We start from the raw sequence: 20,398 nt of genomic DNA on the forward strand, positions 1-20,398 counted from the left end.
AGGAGAGAGCCGTGCTCTGGATCGCCGTACTGCTGCTGCCGCTCCTGTCCGTCCTGTTGGTGGTGATGGACCGGGTCGAGGAACACCTGCTCGCCCCGGCCCGGGACAAGCGGCGCCATGCCGCCCGCGGACGGCATCTCCGTCTGGTCCGGGACACCTCGCCCGCCCCGACGGCGGACGAGTCCCGTCCGCCGCGGGCCCGGGCGGCCTGACACGTCCCACCTGCCGGCCGGGGTGATCCGCCAGAGGGCGGTGTGCGACGCTCACGGACGGAGTCGGCGTCCCGGCCGGGACGTCGCCCGCCAGTCGGTCGGCATCAGGGAGAGTAAGCGGTATGCGCATCGGTCTGCTCGGCACCGGCCCCTGGGCCCGGATGATCCACGCCCCCGTCCTTCAGGCGCACGAGTCGCTCGACTTCGCCGGTGTCTGGGGCCGGCGCCCGGAGGCCGCGAAGGAACTGGCCGACCGGCACGGGACACGGGCCTACGACGACGTCGACGCCCTGCTGGCGGACGTCGACGCGGTGGCCGTCGCCCTGCCTCCGGACGTCCAGGCGCAGCTCGCGGTGCGGGCCGCGGAAGCCGGATGTCACCTCCTGCTCGACAAGCCCGTGGCCACGACCGTGGCGGGAGCGCGCGAGGTCGTACGGGCCGCGCGGGAGGCCCGGGTGGCGTCGGTCGTCTTCTTCACCACCCGGTTCATGCCCGAGGCCGGCACCTGGATCGCCGAACAGGCGCGGACCGGCGGCTGGTTCACGGGGCACGCCCAGTGGCTGGGCGACGTGTTCCACGGTGAGAGCGACAGCGCCTTCGCCACTCCTTGGCGCGGCGAGAAGGGCGCCGTCTGGGACGTGGGCCCGCACGCGCTGTCCGTGCTGCTGCCGGTCCTCGGCGACGTCCGCCGGGTGGCGGCCGCGGCACGTGGTCCCCACGACACCGTCCACCTGGTTCTGGACCATGCGGACGGTGCCTCCAGCACGGTGACGCTCAGTCTGACCGCCCCGCCCGCGGCGACGGCCGCGGACGTCGAACTGCGCGGCGACGCCGGGGTGACGCGGCTCCCCCGAGGGGGTGACGCGGCCGGTGCCCTCACACGGGCCGCGGACGAACTGATCGCCGCGGCCCGCGACGGCCGGCCCCACGCCTGCGATGCCGCGTTCGGCCTGCGCGTCACGGAGATCCTGGCCGAGGCCGAGGACCTGCTGACGGACGGAGCGCGCTGACGCACCGCCCCTCGCGGCCTCCGGGACCGGCAAGGACCTGCCGTGACGGTTCCCGGAGGCTCGGCCCGCCGCCGACGGAAGCCGCCCGCGAAGGCCGTTCGGCGGAGGCCGTCAGCGGAGGCCGTCAGCGGATCTCGAAGTTCACCCGCTCCCGCACGATCGGGTAGCCGGCCTTCGCGAAGTGCGCCGCCATCGGGAAGTTCCCCTGGTCGGTGGCGCCGGCGATGAACTCGGCGCCCCGCTCGACGAGATGGTGGGTGCACTCGGCCAGCAGGTCGTAGGCGTACCCGTGTCCCCGGTGCTCCGGCAGCACGCCGATGAAACCGACGCAGGGCCCGGAGGGGTTGTGGGCGGGGATGTGGATGCCCGCGAGCTCCCCGTGCGGGGTGCGGGCGACCTGCCACCACTCCCGCGGTGACGGGCACCAGCGGAAGAAGTCCAGTTCCTCCTGGGCGGCCCGGTCGAGGCCGCCCTCCTCGATGGCCCTGCGGGCGTGCGCGTCGAGGGTGTCGGAGTGGATGCGGCGCAGCGCGTCGAAGAACACCGCGTCGTCCGGTTCGGGGGCGAAGCTCAGCCGGCCGGGGCGTTCGGGCAGTCCGCACTCCGGTGTCCACCGGTACACGAACCGTTCCACCAGCGGGGTGTACCCGGCCGCGCGGGCTGCGGCGTGGCGGGCCCCGGCGGCGGCCCGCATCACCGGGTCCTCGCGCCAGCCGCCGGGCAGGACCAGGTCCAGGCCCACCTGCCAGGGGGCGGTGCGCAGAAGTGCGACGGCGGCCTCCTCCTCGCCGTCGACGAAGTCGAACCATTCGACGACGAGGGGTTCGGTGTCCTGCGGCCCGCCCCACCAGGCGGCGCGGGCCACTACCCGGCCGTCGCGCAGGGCGACGCGTTTCCACTCCGGGCGGTGGGCGGCGTGGCGGAAGGCGTCGGCGGCGCGCAGCGGGTCGGGCAGGGTGTCGAACAGATGGACGTCACTCTCGTCGAGAGCGCGGATGACCGGATCGGTCACGGATTCCTCCGGGTGCGTACGGCATGGTGCGCTCCCGGGGGCGTCGGACGCAGGTCAGACGCGGCACGCCGGGGTCACGGGGCGGGAGCGCGGGACGGGTGTGGTTCGCATGGCGCTCGCCTCCTTCCGTGGGTGTCCGGGCGTGCGGTCACACGCTAGAGGGCGAGCCTCGACGCCGTCCACCGGTTTGTCCCGGCGTGCGCGGGCCGGTGCCGAGGGGGAGCGTGGTGGTGTGCGACGACTGGACGGAGACCGGCGGGGCTGGCTGCGGGGCGCGCCGGCGCCGCGCTGGGTGCGGGCGTTGCCGCTCCTGCTGGTGGCGGGCATCTGCGCGGCCACGCTGACCAGCCCCGACCCGCTGGACATCGGCTTCCTGCTGGGCGCGATCCCGCCGCTGGCCGTGCTGTCGTACGGTCCCGTGGCGACCGCGTTCCTCGGCGCGGCCGTGATCGTGATGCTCAACGTGCCCGCGTTCCAGCTCGACCGGCCCGGCCGGACGGATGTGCTGACGGTGTCCTTCGTGGCCTTGCTGAGCGTGTTCGTGGCGTTCGTGAGCCGCCGCCGGGACGTCCAGCTGGACACCGAGCGGACCATCGCCGAGGCCGCGCAGAACGCCTTGGTGCCGCCGGTGCCGCAGCGGGTCGGGCCGGTGGCCTGCGCGGGGCTCTACCGTGCGGCGCAGCGCGGGACGCTGGTCGGCGGCGACTTCTTCGACGTGCGGACGAGCGGGCACGGAGTGCGGGCGGTGCTGGGCGACGTCCAGGGGCACGGGCTCGCGGCGATCGCGACCGTGGCCGCGCTGCTCGGCGCGTTCCGGGAGGCGGTGCTCGACCAGCCGGACCTGGAGAAGGTCGCCGCCCGCCTGGACCGGCGGCTGGTGGCCGACTCGGCGCGGGTCGCGCACGCGGAGCTGTTCGCGACGGCCGTACTGCTGGAGTTCACGCCGGGCGCGGACACCGTGCGCATCGTCGTCTGCGGGCATCCCCCGCCGGTGCTGCTGCGCGACGGCACGGCCACGGAGGTGGACCTCGTCCCATGGACGCCACTGGGGCTCGGTCTGCCGGAAGGCGCTCCGCTCGCCGCCCATATCCTGCCGCTGCGCCCCGGTGACCGTCTCTTCCTGGCCTCCGACGGCGTCTCGGAGGCGAGGGACACCGCAGGAGTCTTCTATCCCCTGCTGGACCGGCTGCCCGCGCTCGCCGCCGGCGCGGACCCGGCGACCACCGCCGACCGGGTGTGGGCGGACGTCCGGGGCTACTGTCCCGACATCCGCGACGACGTCACGATGCTCGTTCTCGCGCCGGGCCGTCGGGCGGACCGCTGAGGGTCTCCGCGTCGCCCTCGGCGTCGATGTGCGGCAGGATCCGGTCCAGCCAGTGCGGAGTCCACCAGGCGTGCGACCCCAGCAGGGTCATCACGGCGGGCACCATCAGCAGCCGTACGACGGTGGCGTCGATGAGGACGCTGACGGCGAGGCCGAGGCCCAGCATCTTGACGACGATGTTGTCGCTGATGATGAACGCCGAGAACACGCTCACCATGATCAGCGCCGCGCAGGTGATGACCCGGGCGGTGATCTCCAGGGCGTGGGCGACGGCGTCCTTGGCGTCACCGGTGCGCATCCAGGCCTCGTGCACCCGGGACAGCAGGAAGATCTCGTAGTCCATGCTGAGGCCGAAGATGATCGCGAACATCATCATCGGCACGTAGCTCTCGATGGGCACCTTGCCGTGCACGCCCAGCGCGGGCCCGCCCCAGCCCCACTGGAAGACGGCCACGACGACGCCGTACGAGGCGGTGATCGACAGGACGTTGAGGACGGCGGCCTTGACCGCGACGAGGAGGCCGCGGAAAACGGCGAGGATGATCAGGAAGGCGAGGGCGACGACCACCAGGATGATCAGGGGCAGCCGGCTGGCGACGATGTCGCGGAAGTCGACCTGGGCCGCCGTGGTGCCGGTGACATAGCCCTTGGCGTCGTAGCCGGAGACCGCGTCGGGGAGCGTGTCGTCGACGAGACGGTTCGTCAGGTCGGTGGTCGTGGCGCTCTGCGGGGACTCCTTGGAGTAGACCGTGGCCAGCAGGACGTCGCCGTCGCTGGTGGCGGTCAGCGGGGTGACCGTGGCGGCGCCGGACACCGCGTTCAGCGTCTTCTGCGCCTGGCCGGAGAGGTCGGAGCGCTTGTCGGACGGGACGGACGTCTGGTCGATGACGACGGTGAGGGGGCCGTTGGAGCCGGGCCCGAAGGCGTCGGTCATCAGGTCGTAGGCCCGCCGGTCGGTGAAGGAGGTCGGGTCGGCGCCGTCGCCGATGTGGCCGAGCTGGATGGAGAAGACGGGGATCGCGAGGATCGCGATGACGGCCACGCCGGCGCCGAGGTACTGCCAGGGCCTGCGCTCGACGCGCTTGGCGTAGCGGTGCCAGGTGCCGTGCGGGACGGCGTCCGGTCCGGCGTCCGTCTCGGCGACCGGTCTGCGGACGTGGTAGCGGTCGATGTGTCTGCCGATGAGCCCGAGAAGGGCCGGTACGAGGGTGAGGGCGCCGATGACGGCGGAGACGACGGTGACGGCGGCGGCGAGTCCGAGTTTGCCGATGAAGGACACCCCGGACGCGTACAGACCGAACAGCGCGATGATCACGGTGGTGCCGGAGACGAGCACGGCGCGGCCGCTGGTGGCGGTGGCGTGCCCGGCGGCCTCGGCGGGGTCGGCGCCGTTCATCAGGTTCTGCCGGTGCCGGGTGACGAGGAAGAGGGCGTAGTCGATGCCGACGCCGAGGCCGATCATGGTGGCGAGGGTCGGTGAGACGGTCGCGAAGGTGAAGGCTGCGGCCAGCAGCCCGAGGCAGGCCAGTCCGCCGACCACGCTGATCAGGGCGGTGATCAGGGGCAGTCCGGCCGCGATGACGCTGCCGAACCCGACGAGCAGGACGACGATGGCGACCGCGAAGCCGATCAGCTCGCTGATCTTGTCGTTCGCGGCGGGACGGGCGAGCTCGCCGAGCGAACCGCCGTACTCGACGTCGGCGCCGGCCGTCCGCAGCGGCTGGACGGCCTTGTCGACGCCGTTCAGGTAGTCGTCGCCGAGGGTGGAGGGCTGCACGTCGAAGCGGACGGTGACGTAGGCGGTCTTGCCGTCGCCCGACACCGGGCCGACCTTCGAGGACGTCACCGACAGGGGGTTCACGGCCGAGAGCACATGGGGGAGCTTCTCGAGGTCCCCGACGGCCGTGGACAGCTGGGAACTCAGCGTGCTCACGGCCTGGTCGTCGTGCAGGACGATCTGGCTGCTGTAGCCGCCGGCCTGCGGGTCGTGCTCCTTGAGCACGTCCAGGCCCTTGGTGGACTGCACGCCGGGCAGCTGGAAGTTGTCCTCGTAGGTCCCGCCGACGGTGCGGCTGACCACCTGGAGGGCGACCACGGCCACGAGCCAGGCGATGATGACGATCGTGCAGTGGCGGGCGCACCAGGCGCCGAGCCTGCGCAGTCCCCCGCGTCGCGGGTTCCCGGCGGTGGTGGGTGCCATGGAGCCCATTAGACCCCCACTTGATCATTCCGGCACCTCGGGCGGGAACTGATCGCGATTGCAGGGTGCGGCCGCAGGATGAATGGTGTTAGTACATTCCTTCGGACGCGAGGAGCAGACATCATGCCGACGTCAGAGCCGGGCGCCGCCCAGCCCTCCCCGGACCGCGCCACCCCGGACCGACTGCTCCACACCCGTACGGGTACCGAGGTGTCGCCGGAGGACATGGTCCTCGCCACGGGCCGGGACCTCACCCCGCGCAACCTCGAGTGGGCGCGTCGCAAGCTGGCCGAGGAAGGGCCGGGCGCGATCGAGAAGCTGTTGCCCTAGCTCCCTGACGGGGCCCGGATCCACGACCGGGGCCGGCGGCCCGTCCCGCGATCGGGGCACACTCTTCCGCCGCGGCCCCTGCGGCTGCCAGACTCCGGAGCGTGCCCGACTTCGACATGCTCGTCCTCGGATCAGGTCCCGGCGGCCAGAAGGCCGCCATCGCCGCGGCCAAACTGGGCCGCCGGGTGGCCGTCGTCGACCGCCCCGACATGGTCGGCGGGGTCTCCCTCCATACCGGCACCATCCCCTCCAAGACCCTGCGTGAGGCGGTGCTCTACCTCACCGGCCTCACCCAGCGCGATCTGTACGGGCAGAGCTACCGCCTCAAGGAGAACATCACCGTCGCCGATCTCACCGCCCGCACCGAGCATGTGGTGGGGCGTGAGATCGACGTCATCCGCAGCCAGTTGTCCCGCAACCACGTCGCCCTGTTCGCCGGCACGGGCCGGTTCCTCGACGCGCACACCGTCGCGCTGCGGGAGATCACCGGGCAGGAGCGGCTGATCAGCGCCGAGCACATCGTGATCGCCACCGGGACCCGGCCGGCGCGGCCGGACAGTGTGGAGTTCGACGGCCGGACGATCCTCGACTCCGACAACGTCCTGACGGTCGAGCGGGTTCCGCAGTCCATGGTGATCGTCGGCGCCGGTGTGATCGGCATGGAGTACGCGTCGATGTTCGCCGCGCTCGGCAGCAAGGTCACGGTGGTGGAGAAGCGGGCCGGGATGCTCGACATGTGCGACGTCGAGGTCATCGAGTCGCTCAAGTACCACCTGCGGGACCTGGCGGTGACCTTCCGTTTCGGGGAGACCGTCGCCGCCGTGGAACGGCATGCGCGCGGTGCGCTGACCGTGCTGGAGAGCGGCAAGAAGATCCCGGCCGACGCCGTGATGTACTCGGCGGGACGGCAGGGCCTCACCGACGGACTCGACCTGGACAAGGCGGGGCTGGCGGCCGACCGGCGCGGCCGGATCGAGGTCGACGAGCACTACCGCACCCCGGTGCCGCACATCTACGCCGTCGGCGACGTCATCGGCTTCCCGGCGCTCGCGGCGACGGCGATGGAGCAGGGCCGGGCGGCCGCCTACCACGCGTGCGGCGAGCCCGTCGGGCAGATGCACCACCTTCAGCCGATCGGCATCTACACCATCCCTGAGATCAGTTTCGTGGGGCGGACCGAGGACCAGCTCACCGAGGACAGCGTGCCCTTCGAGGTGGGCATAGCCCGCTACCGTGAACTGGCCCGCGGGCAGATCATCGGGGACGCCCACGGGATGCTGAAGCTGCTGGTCTCGCCCGTGGACCGCAAGCTGCTCGGGGTGCACTGCTTCGGCACCGGCGCGACCGAGCTGATCCACATCGGGCAGTCGGTGATGGGCTGCGGCGGCACCGTCGACTACCTGGTCGACGCGGTCTTCAACTACCCGACGCTGGCGGAGTCCTACAAGGTCGCCGCCCTCGACGCGACCAACCGGCTACGGCAGCTGGACCGCATCGGGGACTGAAGGAGCGCGCCGGCGGCGGGCGGGAGCGGCGGAGGCCGGGAGCGGCGCGGGGCGCTCACTCCTCGACGACGTGGACGGCCGCCTCCTCGGCGCCCGCGGCTCCGCCGTCGATGCCCACGTCCCGGGCGATCTCCTCCTTGACGGCGTCGGGGTGGGCGCCCTCGTCGGGGGCCACGAGCCGTCCCGCGCGCCGGTCGCCTGCCTCGGGGTCGACGGGTTCGCCCTCGCCGCCGGGGAGGTCGCCGATGCCGTCCCCGGCCGGGTCCGACACGTCCGGCACCTCCTGGGCCAGGCGCCGGTCAAGACTCTCGCCGTCGTGCTGCTCGGCCGCGGTGGTGCCGTACTTGGTCACCCCGAGCGGCTTCTCCGGCGGAGAGTAGCCCTCGTCCAGGGCGTCGTCGTAGGTGCGTTCGTCCACGGCGTCCTGAAGGTCGAGCGGGGCGCCGTCCTCCTGTTCCTCGTTCGTGCCGGTGGGCTGGTAGACGTCGTCGCCCATCGCCTCGGACTCCGTACCCATGGGTGCCTCCTCGTGACAGCGGCTGTTCTCTCCCCGTCCGCGTTTCCCGTGCGGCCCGCTCCAATCTCGGCACATGCCGTCCGCACGGGCGGCGGTGGACGTTACCCATCCGTCAATCTTGAAAGCTCAATAGTTGGGGCTATAGTCACTCGCACACTCCGGGTGACCGTCCGCCGACGCAGTGCTGGAACGGAATCCTCCGCGCCTTGCTCCGCCGACGTTTCCCGAGGTCATCCCTCTCGACGCGCGGCGGCGTTCTCCACCGCCCCCACCCCCCATACGCCGTCGGGTCCTCCCCGCCCGGGCGGCGTGCACGACGGAAAGCAGCGCAACCATGAGCAACAGCACCGGAAGAGGGCTCCAGGCGAATGTGCTGGGCACCTTCGACACGGTGGTGATGGCGGTCGCCGGCAGTGCGCCCGCCTACTCCATCGCCGCGACCACCGCGGTCCTGGCCGGCGCCGTGGGCCTGGCAGGCCCGGCGGCACTGCTGTACTGCGCGATACCGATGCTGGGCATCGCGCTGGCCTTCAGCCGGCTCAGCCGGATCGACGTCAACGCAGGTGCCAGCTACTCCTGGGTGGGGCGCACGCTCCACCCGTTCCTGGGTTTCATCAGCGGCTGGGCACTGGTGATCTCGGCGACCATCTTCATGGTCGCGGGCTCGCTGCCGGCCGGGTCGATGACGCTCGCCCTGTTCGACGACGGCCTCGCCGACAACACCGCGCTGTCGACCGTGGTCGGCGCCGCCTGGTTCATCGTGATGCTGGCCGTGGTGCTGGGCGGGGCCCGGCTCACCGTACGCGCGCAGTTGATCATGTCGGGTGTGGAGCTCGCGATCCTCGCGCTGTTCGCGCTGCTCGCCCTGTTCCACTCGGACTCCGCGCTGCCGTTCGACTGGTCCTGGCTCGGATTCAGCCATTTCGAGGGGGTGTCCGGCTTCGCGTCCGGCGCGCTCGTCGCCGCGTTCTACTACTGGGGCTGGGACGTGACCAGCAACCTCAGTGAGGAGACCCGCAACAGCCGCCGTACGACGGGCCTCGCGGGGCTGATCGGGGTGGGCATCGTCTTCCTGCTCTTCGAGGTCTTCACCATCGCGGTGAACGTCATCCTGAGCTCGCAGCAGGTCGAGGACAACGGCGCCAACGTGCTGGCGGCGCTGGGCGAGGAGGTGTGGCCGGGCTGGGGCGGCAAGGTGCTGATCGTGGCCGTGATGCTGTCCACCGTCGCCACCCTGGAGACGACCCTGATCCAGGTCACGCGCTCGCTGTTCGCAATGGGCCGGGACCGTACGATGCCGTCCGCGCTGGGCCGGGTGCACCGCACCTGGAACACGCCCTGCGTGGCGATCGCGGTGGTGGGCGGGGTGGCTCTGGTGCTGTTCGTCGCCTCCAACGCGCTGGGCTCGGTCGGCGACATCCTCGCCGACGCCATCTCGGCGATCGGTCTTCAGATCGCGATCTACTACGGCCTGGCGGGCCTCGCGGCGGTCGTCGCGTACCGCAAGACCCTGCTGAAGTCCCCGTCCGACTTCCTCCTCGGCGGTGTGTGGCCGCTGTTCGGCGCCCTGTTCATGTTCTGGATCTTCGCGGAGTCGCTCGGCGAACTGGACCCGGCGGCCATCGCCATCGGCGTCGGCGGGCTCGCCGTCGGACTGGTACCGATGCTCTGGTACTGGCGGCAGGGCAGCGAGTACTACCGCCCCTCCCGGCTGGACGCCTCGCGCACCGTCGAGGCCGGCTACGTGCCCGACGGCCACCCGGCCGCGCACTCCGCCGGTCACGAGGGTCTCTCCACCGACTTCTGAGAGGGGACCAGATGGCGCGGGACCGCTTCGCTCCCGATTTCGACCCCGACTGCGGGGATGCTGCCCTCTCCTCCACCCGGCACGACATCGTCATCGGCCGCTGGCAGGGTCTTCGCGACCTGCTGCGCGCCACCGGCCCCGACTGGCTCGCCCGTGGTCACCGGGTGCGCCTGCTCGCGCAGGCCTGCGTGGGCAGTTCGACGGTGGAGACCTGGCTGGCCGCCGAGCCGCGCAGCGCCGACGCGCTGGTGCTGCGGGCTGCCACGGAGACGGCCCGGGCGTTCGACATGGCGATCACCGCGGGCCGGGGTGCGCCGATCGACCAGACCCGGGTGGACGGGGCGGTGGTGGCGTGTCTGTCCGCCGCCGAGGCGTACCCGGACGACCCGACACCGTGGACCTCGCTGATCTCGGTGGCGCGTCTCTATCCGGCCGGGGTGCGCCGGCAGGAACTGGCCCGCTGGTGGGACGAGTTGCACCGCCGCGACCCCTACAGCATGGAGGGCCATCTCCAGGTCCTGCACTACTACTCGGCCCGCTGGCACGGCTCGCACGGGCTGATGTACGACTTCGCCCGTGACGCCGCCGGCGTGGCCCCGCCCGGTTGTCCGCTGCCGGTGCTGGTGCAGTACGCGCGGGTGGAGGAGTTCCGCCACTCCCTGGACAGCAAGCAGGACCGCGCCACCGCGGTGGGCCTCGGCCAGCACTGGAACAACGACGGCGCCGTCAGCGACGTCCGCCGCACCTGGGAGCGCTGGATCATGGGCCGGATGGACGACGCCGTCGCCCCGGGCGAGCTGAGGGACTTCCACTACCTGACGCACGCCGCGTGCTCCGCGGGCACCGCGGACGTGGCGGCGCCGCTGCTGCGGATGCTCGGCGACCGGGCGACCCGCACACCCTGGTCGTACACCGGTGATCCGGCCCAGCAGCTGACCCGGCGGCGCAAGGAGTGGGGGGTACGCGACTGACGCCGGGTCTCCTCAGCCGGTGGCGGGCGGGCCGTCCGGTCTGCCGCGGCGCTGCTCGACCATCTCGTGGCTGAGCGCCTCCGTCTCGGGCTCGGGCAGCCGCTCGAAGCCCTCCTCGGTGATCACCGAGACGATGGGGAAGATGCGGCGGCCGAGGTCGGGGCCGCCGGTGGCCGAGTCGTCGTCGGCGGCGTCGTACAGCGCCTGGAGCGCGGCCAGGGCCGCCTCGCGCCGGGTCATGTCCGGGTGGTACAGCTTCTTCAGCGCCCCCCGGGCGTACGGGGAGCCGGAGCCCTCGGCGTGGAAGGGCGCCTTCTCGTACAGGCCGCCCGCCACGTCGAAGCTGAAGATACGGCCCCGGGCGCCCGCGCCGGCGGCCGTGTCGTAGCCCGCGAGGAGCGGGACGACGGCGAGGCCCTGCATGGCCTGGCCGAGGTTCTGCCGGATCATCGTGGCCAGCCTGCGCGCCTTGGCGCCGAGGGTCATGGGCACACCCTCGACCTTCTCGAAGTGCGTGAGCTCGACCTGGTACAGCTTCACCATGTCCAGGGCGAGTCCGACCGTACCGGCGAAGGCGACGGCGGTGTGGTCGTCCGCCGGGTGGACCTTCTCCAGGTCGCGCTGCGCGATGAGGTTGCCCATCGTGGCACGGCGGTCGCCGGCGATCAGCACACCGTCGCGGTAGGCGAGGGCCAGCACGGTGGTCCCGTGCGGGAAGCTGTCCGGGGCGGCCCGGACACCGTCGGCGAACGGGCGCCGGGTCGGCAGCAGATCGGGCCGGTGCGCAGCCAGGAAGTCGCTGAAGGACGAGCCGCCCGCCGTGAAGAACTCGTCCGCGAGCCGTCCGTCGTGTCCGCCGTCCGTCATGCCGCTCCCCCTCGCCGCCCGGAACACCCCCCACTACCTACCAGTGCCCGGCGGCCGGGAAACACACCGCCGGACGCCGGCTCCGGCCTCAGCGGGTGTTCGGCCCCCGGTGCGGAGGCTGGCGCGGCACCGGTCGCGCCGGGGCGGGCGGTACCGGGCGCACGACGGGGCCGTCACCGTTGACCAGTACCTCGTCACCATGGTGACGGATCGTCAGGGGCGAGCCCGACAACAGGGTGTAGGCGGCCTTGTCCGGGCCTATCTCCACGCGCAGCCGACGGCCGAGGAGCTGGACGCTGAAGGCGAGCCTGCTGAACCTCTCGGGCAGCCGGGGCGCGAAGCGCAGGCCCTCGGCGTCGCCGCGCAGTCCGCCGAACCCGGCGACCAGCGCCATCCAGGTGCCCGCCAGGGACGCGATGTGCAGCCCGTCGCGGGTGTTGTGCTCCAGGTCGGCCAGGTCCATCAGCGCGGCCTCGGTCGTGTAGTCGTAGGCCAGCCCCAGATGGCCGGCCTGCGCGGCGATCACCGCCTGGCAGCAGGCGGAGAGGGAGGAGTCGCGCACGGTCAGCGGCTCGTAGTAGGCGAAGTTGCGGGCGATCTGCTCCTCGTCGAAGTGGCCCGCGCAGGTGTACATCGCCAGCACCAGGTCGGCCTGTTTGACGACCTGTTTGCGGTAGAGGTCGAAGTACGGGAAGTTGAGCAGCAGGGGGTACTGGTCGGGGCGGGTGCCGGCGAAGTCCCAGTGCTGGTAGCGGGTGAAGCCCGCGTGCTGTTCGTGCACACCGAGTTCGTGGTTGTAGGGCACGTACACCGCTTCGGCGGCGTCCCGCCAGGCCGCGCTCTCCTCCTCGTCCACGCCGAGCCGGGTGGCCTGGCCCGGATACCGCTCCACGGCGTCGGCGGCGGCGAGGAGGTTCGCCCGGGCCATCAGGTTGGTGTACGTGTTGTCGTCGGCGACCGCGCTGTACTCGTCGGGTCCTGTGACGCCGTCGATGTGGAAGGCGCCGTGCGCGTCGTGGTGCCCGAGCGAGCGCCACAGCCGGGCGGTCTCCACCAGCAGTTCGACGCCGGTGTCCGCTTCGAAGCGGGTGTCCCCGGTGGCCGTGACGTACCGGACCACGGCGTCGGCGATGTCGGCGTTGACGTGGAAGGCGGCGGTACCCGCCGGCCAGTACGCCGAGCCCTCCGACCCCTCGATCGTCCGCCAGGGGAACGCGGCGCCGTCCAGCCCGAGTTGGGCGGCCCTCTCCCGGGCGGCGGGCAGGGTGTTCTGCCGCCAGCGCAGCGCCTCGGCGACGGCCTGGGGCGCGGTGTAGGTGAGCAGGGGCAGCACGAAGGTCTCGGTGTCCCAGAAGGCGTGGCCGTCGTAGCCGGAGCCGGTCAGCCCCTTGGCGGGTATGGCGCGCTGTTCGGCGCGGGCGCCGGCCTGGAGGACGTGGAAGAGGGCGAAGCGGACGGCCTGCTGGATCTCCTCGTCGCCGTCGACCTCGACGTCCGCGCGGGACCAGAAGTCGTCGAGGTAGGCCCGCTGTTCGTCGAGGAGTCCTGCCCAGCCGCTGTGTCCGGCGGCCGCGAGGGCCGCCTCCACCTGGTCGCTCATCGCGGGCCGGGAGCGGGCGCCGGACCAGCCGTGGGCGACGAGCTTCTCCACGCGCAGCCGCTCGCCGGGTTCCAGCACGGAGGTGACGGTGAGCCGGGCGACGTCGACGTTGCTCTCGCTGCTGATGACGGTCCGGTCGGGGCCGGTGACCTCGTGGTCGGCGGCCACGGCCACCCGCAGCCCGCTGCGTTTCGTGCGGTGGACGAGCCGCAGTCGCCGGCCGACGGCCACGTCCTCCTCCGGCTCCAGCGGCGACTTCAGGGCGCGGGCCGCGCGCGGGTCGCCGTTCGGGTCGGGCAGGCTCTCGTTGGTGACCAGCTCGGACTGGATCACCACCCGGGAGCGGCTGCCGACGGCCTCCACCTCGTAGGCGACGGCGGCCACGGCCCGCTGGGTGAGCGAGACCAGCCGGGTCGAGCGCACCCGGACCGTGGACCCGGCGGGCGAGGTCCACTCGCAGGTCCGCTCCAGGACGCCCCGGCGCAGGTCGAGCACCCGCTCATGGGTGACGAGCCGCCCGTAGCGCAGGTCGAACGGCTCGTCGTCGACCAGCAGCCGCAGGATCTTGCCGTTGGTGACGTTGATGACGGTCTGCCCGGACTCCGGATAGCCGTAGCCCGCCTCGGCGTAGGGCAGCGGGTGCAGTTCGTGGACGCCGTTGAGGTAGGCGCCGGGCAGGCCGTGCGGTTCTCCCTCGTCCAGGTTGCCGCGCCAGCCGACGTGCCCGTTGGAGAGCGCGAAGACGGACTCGCTCTGCGCCAGCACGTCGAGGTCGAGTTCCGTCTCACGGACGTACCACGGCTCGACGGCGTAGGACCGGTCCGTGATCACTCGCGTCCTCCCGCTTCGCCGCGACCCGCGGTGTCCGCGAGGTCTGCGAGGTCCTTCACGACGACGTCCGCGCCGTGCGCGTACAGGGCGTCGGTCTGTCCGACCCGGTCAACTCCGACCACATAGCCGAAGTTCCCGGCGCGGCCCGCGTCCATCCCGGCCAGCGCGTCCTCGAAGACGGCCGCTGACGACGGCTCGACGCCGAGATCGCGGGCGGCGGCCAGGAAGGTGTCGGGGCGGGGCTTGCCGGGCAGCTTCCGCTCGGCCGCCACGACGCCGTCGATCCGTACCTCGAAGAGGTGCTCGGCGTCGATCGAGCGCAGTACGTCACGGGTGTTGGCGCTGGAGGAGACGATCGCCGTGCGCAGGCCGTGCGCGCGTGCCGCCTCGATGTAGCGCAGGGTGCCGTCGTAGGCCTCCACGCCCTGGGTGCGGATCTTCTCCAGGAGGAGCTCGTTCTTGCGGTTGCCGAGGCCGTGGACGGTCTGCGCGTCGGGTGGGTCACCGGGTTCGCCCTCGGGCAGTTCGATGTCCCGGGAGGCGAGGAAGGTGCGTACGCCGTCGGCGCGGGGGCGGCCGTCGACGTACTCGTCGTAGTCGTGTCCCTCGTCGAACGGCCGGAAGTCCTCGTCGCCGCGCGCGTACAGGAAGGCGTCGAAGGTCTCCTTCCAGGCGGCCGCGTGCACCACGGCCGTCCGGGTGACCACCCCGTCGAGGTCGAAGAGACAGGCCTGGATCGTTCCGGGGAGACCTAGCGTCGTCGTCATACAGGCTCCGGTTCCCCGGTATCGGCCCCCTCAACTGTGTGGGCCCGGCCACATCTTCGTGCTCTCACTCGTGCGGGAACGAGTGGTGCTCGTGCGCGATCAGCCAGCGGCCTCCCTCCTTGCGCAGACCGAAGGTCAGGCGCAGCCGCAGGGCGGGGTTCTCGGCCAGCTCCCGGGGCGTGCCGCACCGCAGCAGCGCGTGGGCGTAGGCGACGTCCTGGCCGGCGGTGACGTGCAGGGTGTCGATGTCGAAGCGCGCGCCCTGGGCCTGCCAGGCGAAGAAGGGCGGCCACAGCGCGCGGTAGGCCGCGAGGCCCCGGATGCCCTCGTGCGGGGGCGGGACGTAGTACAGCACGAGGTCGTCCGCGTGGTCGGCCAGGACGGTGTCGAGGTCCCCGCGGTGGACGGCGTCGGCCCAGCGGGTGATCAGGGTACGGATCTGCGTCTCGTCGTCGGACAAAGGTCGTCCTCCTCTCGCTGCGGGTCTCCCTTCCAGGAGACTGCGACACTCTGCTGTGTGCTCACTTTCGATGATCTGCTGCTGCGGGCCCGTTCCCTCGCCGGGGACGGCGGGCGCGCCCTCCTCGGCATCGCCGGCAGTCCCGGCGCGGGCAAGACGACCCTCGCACGTCGCCTGGTGCGGGAGCTGAACGGCACGGGCGAGCCGTGGGCGGCGCACGTCCCGATGGACGGCTTCCACCTGGCCGACGCCGAGCTCGACCGGCTCGGCCGCCGGGACCGCAAGGGGGCGCCGGACACCTTCGACGCGGCCGGGTACGCGGCGCTGCTGCGGCGGCTGCGGGAGGAAAGCGACAGCGAGGACATCGTGTACGCGCCCGGTTTCGAGCGGGTGCTCGAGCAGCCGCTCGCGGGGGCCGTGCCGGTCCCGCCGACGGCCAGGCTGGTCGTCACGGAGGGCAACTACCTCCTCCTCGGCACGGGCGCGTGGTCGCGGGTGCGGGCCGCGCTCGACGAGGTGTGGTTCTGCGAGAGCGACGAGGACGAGCGCGTGCGCCGACTGGTCGCCCGGCACGAGGAGTTCGGCAAGGGGCACGCGCAAGCGGTGGCCTGGGTGCACAGGTCCGACGAGCGCAACGCCGCGCTGGTGGCGTCGACGAGGGACCGGGCCGACCTGGTGGTGGCCCTGCCCCTCTGAGGTGGGGGCCGTTGTCGGTGCGCCGCGTTAGCTTCGGGTTATGAGCGACGGAATCGTGTGGCTGGTGGATCTGGACGGCTGGATGTCCAGTGTCGTGTTCGCGCGCGGGATATCGCCCGAGGAGCTGGCCCTGCGCATGGGAGCCGACCCGGGCGGGGCGACCGCGCCGATCACCGACGCCGAGGTGTCCCGGCTGGGGATGGAGGTGTGGCGGCCGGCCGCCGACGGCGACGGCGTGGTGCGCGTGGGCAGCTCCGGGGAGTGGGCCTTCGCCCTGGAGTACGGGGACTCGACCGGCGGGGACCTGCTCGCGCAGATCTCGCGGGACGGCGTGGAGGTCGTGCGCTATGTGCCGCCGCAGGAACATCCGCCCGCCGATTTCCACTACGCCCGCGACGGCGTCTTCGTGTGCGGGTACGGGCTGGACGAGGAGGTGTGGCGCTGGGGCGCGGAGCCGGACCTGCTGCTGCCGGACCTGATCGCCGCGGGCGTCCTCTCCCCCGACGGAAGCACGTATGTGCCGCCGGAGGACGAGGACTGGAGGGCGGGCCGCCGCCGCAGCCTGGGTGTCGTGGAGCGGCGGTTCGGCCTGTCCCTCTCCCCCGCCTTCCTCGACGGGGTCCGGCTGCCCGCCTACGCGGTGCGGGGCACGCCGCGGATGACGCTCAGCGACTGAAGGCGCGCAGCGCCAGCGTCGGCTCGCCCTGCTCGTCGTCCGGTCCGAGGACGGCCGTGAAGGCGTCGGTCCGTACGGTCAGACCGTCCTCGCCCCGCCGGGCGGACGCCGTGAGCGGCTCCGACGAGCCGTAGCGCACCGCGAAGACGTGCAGGTCGTCCGGTGCGTCCGCGATCGGGCCCGCCTCCAGTGCCGTCGAGCCGACCAGGTGGCGCCAGCCCTCGTCGGGGTTGCCGTAGCCGCGCGGGTCGGCGGCGAGCGCGAACGCGGCCTGCTCCTGGGTGAGGCCGGCGCGCGCGTCGAAGTGCTCGGCGCCCTGCGCGTCGGGGTGCGCGAGGCCCAGGACGCCCGCCGAGGAGACGGCTCCGTGAGCCGTGCGCCGGACCCGGTCGCCGTCGTCCTCGGCGTACGGGAGGCCGGCCAGCAGGTAGGGCGCCCCGTCGAGGCGCTCCACGGCGACCGTCGTCCACAGGGTCGTGCCGTCGGTGACGTACAGGGAGCGCACGTACCGCAGGACGTGGTCACGGCCGACGACCGGCTTGGTGACGAGTTTGGCGGTCAGGCCGTCGGCGCGGGTGTCGCGGACCCGGACCGCGCCCATGGGGCGGCTCAGCAGGAAGCCGCCGGTGACGGGTCCGAACCCGTGCTGGCGGTTGACGGCGGCGGCCAGGTAGTAGGTCCCGGCGGCCTCGACGACCGCCGGGGTCATCCGGTCGTCGAAGGCCACCGAGACCGTGCCGGCGCGCAGTTGGTGCCGGGCGGGTCCGGTGGACGGCGCGCGGTGCCAGCGTGAGGTGTCCTGGATCTGCCAGACCAGCATCCACGCGAAGTGCCCGTCGACCCCGCCGTCCTCCTTCGCCGCGTACCGTGCCCAGCGGCTGTCGCCCCGGTAGCGGCCCAGGTCGGCGCCGATGCGGGCGCCGAAGTAGCGCAGCCCGAGGACCGACTCGAAGGCGGAGTGCTGCTCGCTGTAGCGCGGGCCGCCGTTGTCGAAGCCGCCGCCGGTGAGGCGGGCGTCGAGGTAGCGGGCCAGTGCCTCGCCGTCCTCGGCGAACACCTGCTCGCCGCTGATCCGGTGGGCCTGGGCGAGGAAGGAGAGGGAGATCGGGCCGTAGTTGTTGTCGTAGGCGCCGCCGTGCTCGGGTGGCAGCAGGGCGCCCCGGTCGCGGACCCGGTGGGCGCGGATCTCGTCGGCGTACAGCGCGAGTGCCCTGGCCCGGACCCGCTCGCCCTCTTCCCGGGAGAGATGGCGGGCCAGCATCAGACCGCCGACCACGCAGCCGATGGCCTGGTTGCCGGCCTCCTGCGGGTTGAAGAAGGTCGCCTCGGTCAGCCACTTCCAGTAGCCGCGCGCCACCTCCAGGAGTTCGGCCCGCTGGTCGTCCGGCACCGTGCTGTCGGCGGCGTCGAGGACGTTCACGGCCTGGAGCAGCGCCCACACCGTGCTCGGCCAGTCGCCGATGGGGTGCGCGCCGGGCGCGAGGGTGTAGCGGGCGTACGGGAGTCCGGAGCCGCGCACCCTCAGGTTGGGGTAGCCCGGGTTGTCGTCGCGGTAGACCCGCTCGCGCAGATGGAAGGCGAGGCTCTGGCGCACCGCCTCGGGCAGCCGCGGGTCCTTGGTGCGCTGCCAGGCCAGTGCCAGCAGCGAGGTGATGCCGAGCGAGGTGTCGCCGATGTCGTCGACGCAGTCCGGGTGCTCCAGGCTGCCCCGGGGCGTCAGACGGCTCAGGGCCTGCTCGGTGACGTCGGCGAGGACGGCGTCGTACGCCTGCGGGGTGTCGGGCAGGTCGTGGAGGGGGCCGCGCTGGTGGGGAAGGTGCACGGGAGGGGACGCGAGGTGCACGGGGAGTAGCCCTTCATACCTGGGATGGCCATGGCGTGGGTCGTCGGAGTCACACGGGGGGTGCGGGCCGGCGGGCGCGCAGCGCGACGGTCAGTGTGTGCGGGCCGTGACCGCCGATGTAGACGCGGTTCCCGGTCGTCGCGTCGGTGCCGCCGACCACGGTGTGGTCCTGCCCCGGGTCGTACCGCAGTACGTCGCTGCGGTCCGGCCCGGCCGGCGGTTCGCCGGCCTCGACGTCGGCCTCGATCCGGATCTCGTCGGCACCGGCCCGGTAGGTCATCGGCCCGGTCGTCAGGCACCAGCGACCGTCGCCGAGCGGTACGCCGCCTTCCACCGTGCCACCCGGCCGGAAGGTGATTTCGAGGGCCCAGGGCACCGGTGGTCCGCCGATGTCGATCCGCAGGTCCGCCCCGTCCTCCCTCAGGTCCACGTCGACGCGGGTCGTGTGCGAGACCTCGTCCCGAGGCCGGTCCGCGAAGGCCATCGCGGCCGAGAAGCGTCCCTCGTCCGCCGTGCGGTAGGCGCCGTCGCCGCGTCGCCGGTCCGGCGGCAGCGGCTGGTAGTAGGCGGCCGTGAGGGTTTCGGTGAGCCGGTAGCGGTGGCCGGCGAGCCGTTGCATGTCGGCGGCGCGGAACGGGCCCAGGTCGAAGAACCCCCGCGAGAGACGGACCGCGTCGAGGACGGCGTCGCCGGCGAACAGACGCAGGAAGGTGGGATTGCAGGCGAGGCCGGAGCGGATGCGCCGGTGTCCGGGCACGTCGGAGCCGCCGTACACCACGGTGTGCGCGGTGGCCGAGGCGCGTGCGGCGAGGCGCGCGGTGGTGAGGTACCGGTCACGCGGCAGTGTCTCCCCGGCCGGTGCCGGCAGGACGCGGCACAGGTCCGGGGTGAGGAGGGTCTGGGCGAGCAGGTCGGGGTCGTCGATGCCGCCGGCGGCCGCCAGCCGTGCCACCCGGCTGAAGTCGCCCCGGCCGGTGCGGACGGCGAACAGCCGGTAGTGCGGCAGGTAGGACGCCAGCGGGAAGAGGAGGTTCTGGTCCTGCCGTCGCGAGTGGACGGTCTCCACCGTGCCGTCCGGCCTGATGAGGTCCAGGGTGGTGGTCAGGTTGCGTTCGACGGCGTCCAGCAGGTCGGCACGGCCGAGGACGCCGGCCAGCAGCAGGAGCGAAGGATTGGAGACGTGGGCCGCGTAGAGGGCGCTGCGTTCCGAGTACAGGCCGTCCGCGTCGATGTCGACGCCCTCGGAGAGCCACTCCCCGACGCGGTCGAGCAGCCGGTCGTCGGGGAACGACCGGTGCAGCCGGGCGAGCGCCGCGCACAGCTCCCAGCGGTGGTTCGGGGTGTGCACCCCACCGGTCAGGAGGCTGCCGGAGGCGGCGCCGGCGATCTCGGCGAGCGCGTCCGTGACCTCGCGCAGTTCCGGCCCCGCGCCGGCGGCGAGGACGTGCGCGTCGCACACGTCGTTGACGGTGAAGGCGGAGTCCGGCGGCGACTGCACGTTGTCGCCGCCGGCGAAGAGGCCGGTGGGGGTCTGTGCGGCCCGCAGGGCGCGCAGGTGCGTCATCGCGGCGGCGACGGCCCGCCTGCTGCCGTGGAGTGCCGAGTCCGGGGAACGGTAGGCCGCGACGAGGGTCTTCACCCGGCGCGCCAGACCACGGTGCGGCACACCGGCGGGCTCCTCGTCGGGGCCCGCCGCGAGCGGAGTGGCCGTCCGGTCGGCGGCGAGCGCCGCCGACCGGACGAACTCGTGGTCGAGCGGGGTGGGCAAGG

General features: G+C 72.7%; 18 protein-coding genes. 9 read left to right on the top strand and 9 right to left on the bottom strand.

Annotated elements, in window-relative coordinates; all coding sequences use genetic code 11:
• Window positions 1-11: 11 nt before the first annotated feature.
• Window positions 12-212: a hypothetical protein gene (locus OHS71_RS04345; protein WP_328476965.1), complete on the top strand. Its 201-nt coding sequence runs from the start codon at window positions 12-14 to the stop codon at window positions 210-212.
• Window positions 213-334: 122 nt separating this feature from the next.
• Window positions 335-1,222, top strand: a complete 888-nt coding sequence (locus tag OHS71_RS04350; RefSeq protein ID WP_328476967.1) for a Gfo/Idh/MocA family protein — start codon at window positions 335-337, stop codon at window positions 1,220-1,222.
• Between the two features lie 124 nt (window positions 1,223-1,346).
• On the opposite strand, the gene OHS71_RS04355 is transcribed toward OHS71_RS04350, so the two are convergent.
• Window positions 1,347-2,234 carry a GNAT family N-acetyltransferase gene (locus tag OHS71_RS04355; protein ID WP_328476969.1) on the bottom strand — a complete coding sequence of 296 codons (888 nt, stop codon included), beginning with the start codon at window positions 2,232-2,234 and terminating at the stop codon, window positions 1,347-1,349.
• Window positions 2,235-2,466: 232 nt separating this feature from the next.
• Between OHS71_RS04355 and OHS71_RS04360 the strand changes: the two genes are divergently transcribed.
• Window positions 2,467-3,558: a PP2C family protein-serine/threonine phosphatase gene (locus tag OHS71_RS04360; protein ID WP_328476971.1), complete on the top strand. Its 1,092-nt coding sequence runs from the start codon at window positions 2,467-2,469 to the stop codon at window positions 3,556-3,558.
• On the opposite strand, the gene OHS71_RS04365 is transcribed toward OHS71_RS04360, so the two are convergent.
• Entirely contained in the window at window positions 3,515-5,767 is a 2,253-nt protein-coding gene (locus OHS71_RS04365; RefSeq protein WP_443046849.1) for an MMPL family transporter, read from the bottom strand. The genes OHS71_RS04360 and OHS71_RS04365 overlap by 44 nt on opposite strands.
• 114 nt (window positions 5,768-5,881) lie before the next feature.
• Between OHS71_RS04365 and OHS71_RS04370 the strand changes: the two genes are divergently transcribed.
• Both OHS71_RS04370 and sthA read left to right on the top strand, forming a co-directional pair.
• Complete coding sequence (locus OHS71_RS04370) at window positions 5,882-6,088, top strand: hypothetical protein (protein WP_328476975.1); 207 nt, start codon at window positions 5,882-5,884, stop codon at window positions 6,086-6,088.
• Between the two features lie 101 nt (window positions 6,089-6,189).
• Window positions 6,190-7,593: a Si-specific NAD(P)(+) transhydrogenase gene (gene sthA / locus OHS71_RS04375; protein ID WP_328476977.1), complete on the top strand. Its 1,404-nt coding sequence runs from the start codon at window positions 6,190-6,192 to the stop codon at window positions 7,591-7,593.
• Window positions 7,594-7,648: 55 nt separating this feature from the next.
• Here sthA and OHS71_RS04380 read toward each other — a convergent pair whose 3' ends face one another.
• A complete protein-coding gene (locus tag OHS71_RS04380) occupies window positions 7,649-8,110 on the bottom strand; it encodes a DUF5709 domain-containing protein (protein WP_328476979.1) in 462 nt (153 codons plus the stop codon).
• A 334-nt stretch (window positions 8,111-8,444) separates the two neighbouring features.
• Here OHS71_RS04380 and OHS71_RS04385 point away from each other — a divergent pair, with 334 nt between their 5' ends.
• Window positions 8,445-9,917: an APC family permease gene (locus OHS71_RS04385; protein ID WP_328476981.1), complete on the top strand. Its 1,473-nt coding sequence runs from the start codon at window positions 8,445-8,447 to the stop codon at window positions 9,915-9,917.
• 11 nt (window positions 9,918-9,928) lie between these two features.
• The gene (locus OHS71_RS04390) at window positions 9,929-10,888 is read left to right on the top strand and encodes a hypothetical protein (RefSeq protein WP_328476983.1); all 960 of its coding nucleotides are present in this window, start codon (window positions 9,929-9,931) and stop codon (window positions 10,886-10,888) included.
• 12 nt (window positions 10,889-10,900) lie between these two features.
• On the opposite strand, the gene prcB is transcribed toward OHS71_RS04390, so the two are convergent.
• The 4 genes from prcB to OHS71_RS04410 form a co-directional block, all read right to left on the bottom strand.
• Window positions 10,901-11,755: a proteasome subunit beta gene (gene prcB, locus OHS71_RS04395; RefSeq protein WP_328476985.1), complete on the bottom strand. Its 855-nt coding sequence runs from the start codon at window positions 11,753-11,755 to the stop codon at window positions 10,901-10,903.
• A gap of 88 nt (window positions 11,756-11,843) precedes the next feature.
• A complete protein-coding gene (locus tag OHS71_RS04400; protein WP_328476987.1) occupies window positions 11,844-14,186 on the bottom strand; it encodes a glycoside hydrolase family 65 protein in 2,343 nt (780 codons plus the stop codon).
• The gene (locus tag OHS71_RS04405) at window positions 14,183-14,953 is read right to left on the bottom strand and encodes a beta-phosphoglucomutase family hydrolase (protein WP_328476989.1); all 771 of its coding nucleotides are present in this window, start codon (window positions 14,951-14,953) and stop codon (window positions 14,183-14,185) included. The genes OHS71_RS04400 and OHS71_RS04405 overlap by 4 nt, the downstream gene beginning before the upstream one ends.
• A gap of 64 nt (window positions 14,954-15,017) precedes the next feature.
• Complete coding sequence (locus OHS71_RS04410) at window positions 15,018-15,413, bottom strand: YybH family protein (RefSeq protein WP_328476991.1); 396 nt, start codon at window positions 15,411-15,413, stop codon at window positions 15,018-15,020.
• A gap of 57 nt (window positions 15,414-15,470) precedes the next feature.
• On the opposite strand from OHS71_RS04410, the gene OHS71_RS04415 reads away from it, so the two are divergent.
• Window positions 15,471-16,109 (top strand): nucleoside/nucleotide kinase family protein, encoded by a 639-nt coding sequence (locus OHS71_RS04415; RefSeq protein WP_328476993.1) that lies wholly within the window; start codon window positions 15,471-15,473, stop codon window positions 16,107-16,109.
• 40 nt (window positions 16,110-16,149) lie between these two features.
• Window positions 16,150-16,785 carry a DUF6461 domain-containing protein gene (locus OHS71_RS04420; RefSeq protein ID WP_328476995.1) on the top strand — a complete coding sequence of 212 codons (636 nt, stop codon included), beginning with the start codon at window positions 16,150-16,152 and terminating at the stop codon, window positions 16,783-16,785.
• Here the strand turns inward: OHS71_RS04420 and OHS71_RS04425 are convergent.
• The gene (locus OHS71_RS04425; protein WP_328484387.1) at window positions 16,775-18,607 is read right to left on the bottom strand and encodes a hypothetical protein; all 1,833 of its coding nucleotides are present in this window, start codon (window positions 18,605-18,607) and stop codon (window positions 16,775-16,777) included. The two genes, OHS71_RS04420 and OHS71_RS04425, sit on opposite strands and share 11 nt — an antisense overlap.
• 70 nt (window positions 18,608-18,677) lie before the next feature.
• A complete protein-coding gene (locus OHS71_RS04430) occupies window positions 18,678-20,396 on the bottom strand; it encodes a hypothetical protein (protein WP_328476997.1) in 1,719 nt (572 codons plus the stop codon).
• Between the last annotated feature and the right edge of the window lie 2 nt (window positions 20,397-20,398).

The sequence above is a fragment of the Streptomyces sp. NBC_00377 genome, from assembly GCF_036075115.1.
Lineage (GTDB): Bacteria > Actinomycetota > Actinomycetes > Streptomycetales > Streptomycetaceae > Streptomyces.

Coding starts and splice junctions, on each gene's coding strand:
- OHS71_RS04350 (WP_328476967.1), top strand. CDS start 335: ATGCGCATCGGTCTGCTCGGCACCGGCCCCTGGGCCCGGATGATCCAC.
- OHS71_RS04385 (WP_328476981.1), top strand. CDS start 8,445: ATGAGCAACAGCACCGGAAGAGGGCTCCAGGCGAATGTGCTGGGCACC.
- OHS71_RS04380 (WP_328476979.1), bottom strand. CDS start 8,110: ATGGGTACGGAGTCCGAGGCGATGGGCGACGACGTCTACCAGCCCACC.
- OHS71_RS04365 (WP_443046849.1), bottom strand. CDS start 5,767: ATGGGCTCCATGGCACCCACCACCGCCGGGAACCCGCGACGCGGGGGA.
- OHS71_RS04370 (WP_328476975.1), top strand. CDS start 5,882: ATGCCGACGTCAGAGCCGGGCGCCGCCCAGCCCTCCCCGGACCGCGCC.
- prcB (WP_328476985.1), bottom strand. CDS start 11,755: ATGACGGACGGCGGACACGACGGACGGCTCGCGGACGAGTTCTTCACG.
- OHS71_RS04420 (WP_328476995.1), top strand. CDS start 16,150: ATGAGCGACGGAATCGTGTGGCTGGTGGATCTGGACGGCTGGATGTCC.
- OHS71_RS04405 (WP_328476989.1), bottom strand. CDS start 14,953: ATGACGACGACGCTAGGTCTCCCCGGAACGATCCAGGCCTGTCTCTTC.
- OHS71_RS04390 (WP_328476983.1), top strand. CDS start 9,929: ATGGCGCGGGACCGCTTCGCTCCCGATTTCGACCCCGACTGCGGGGAT.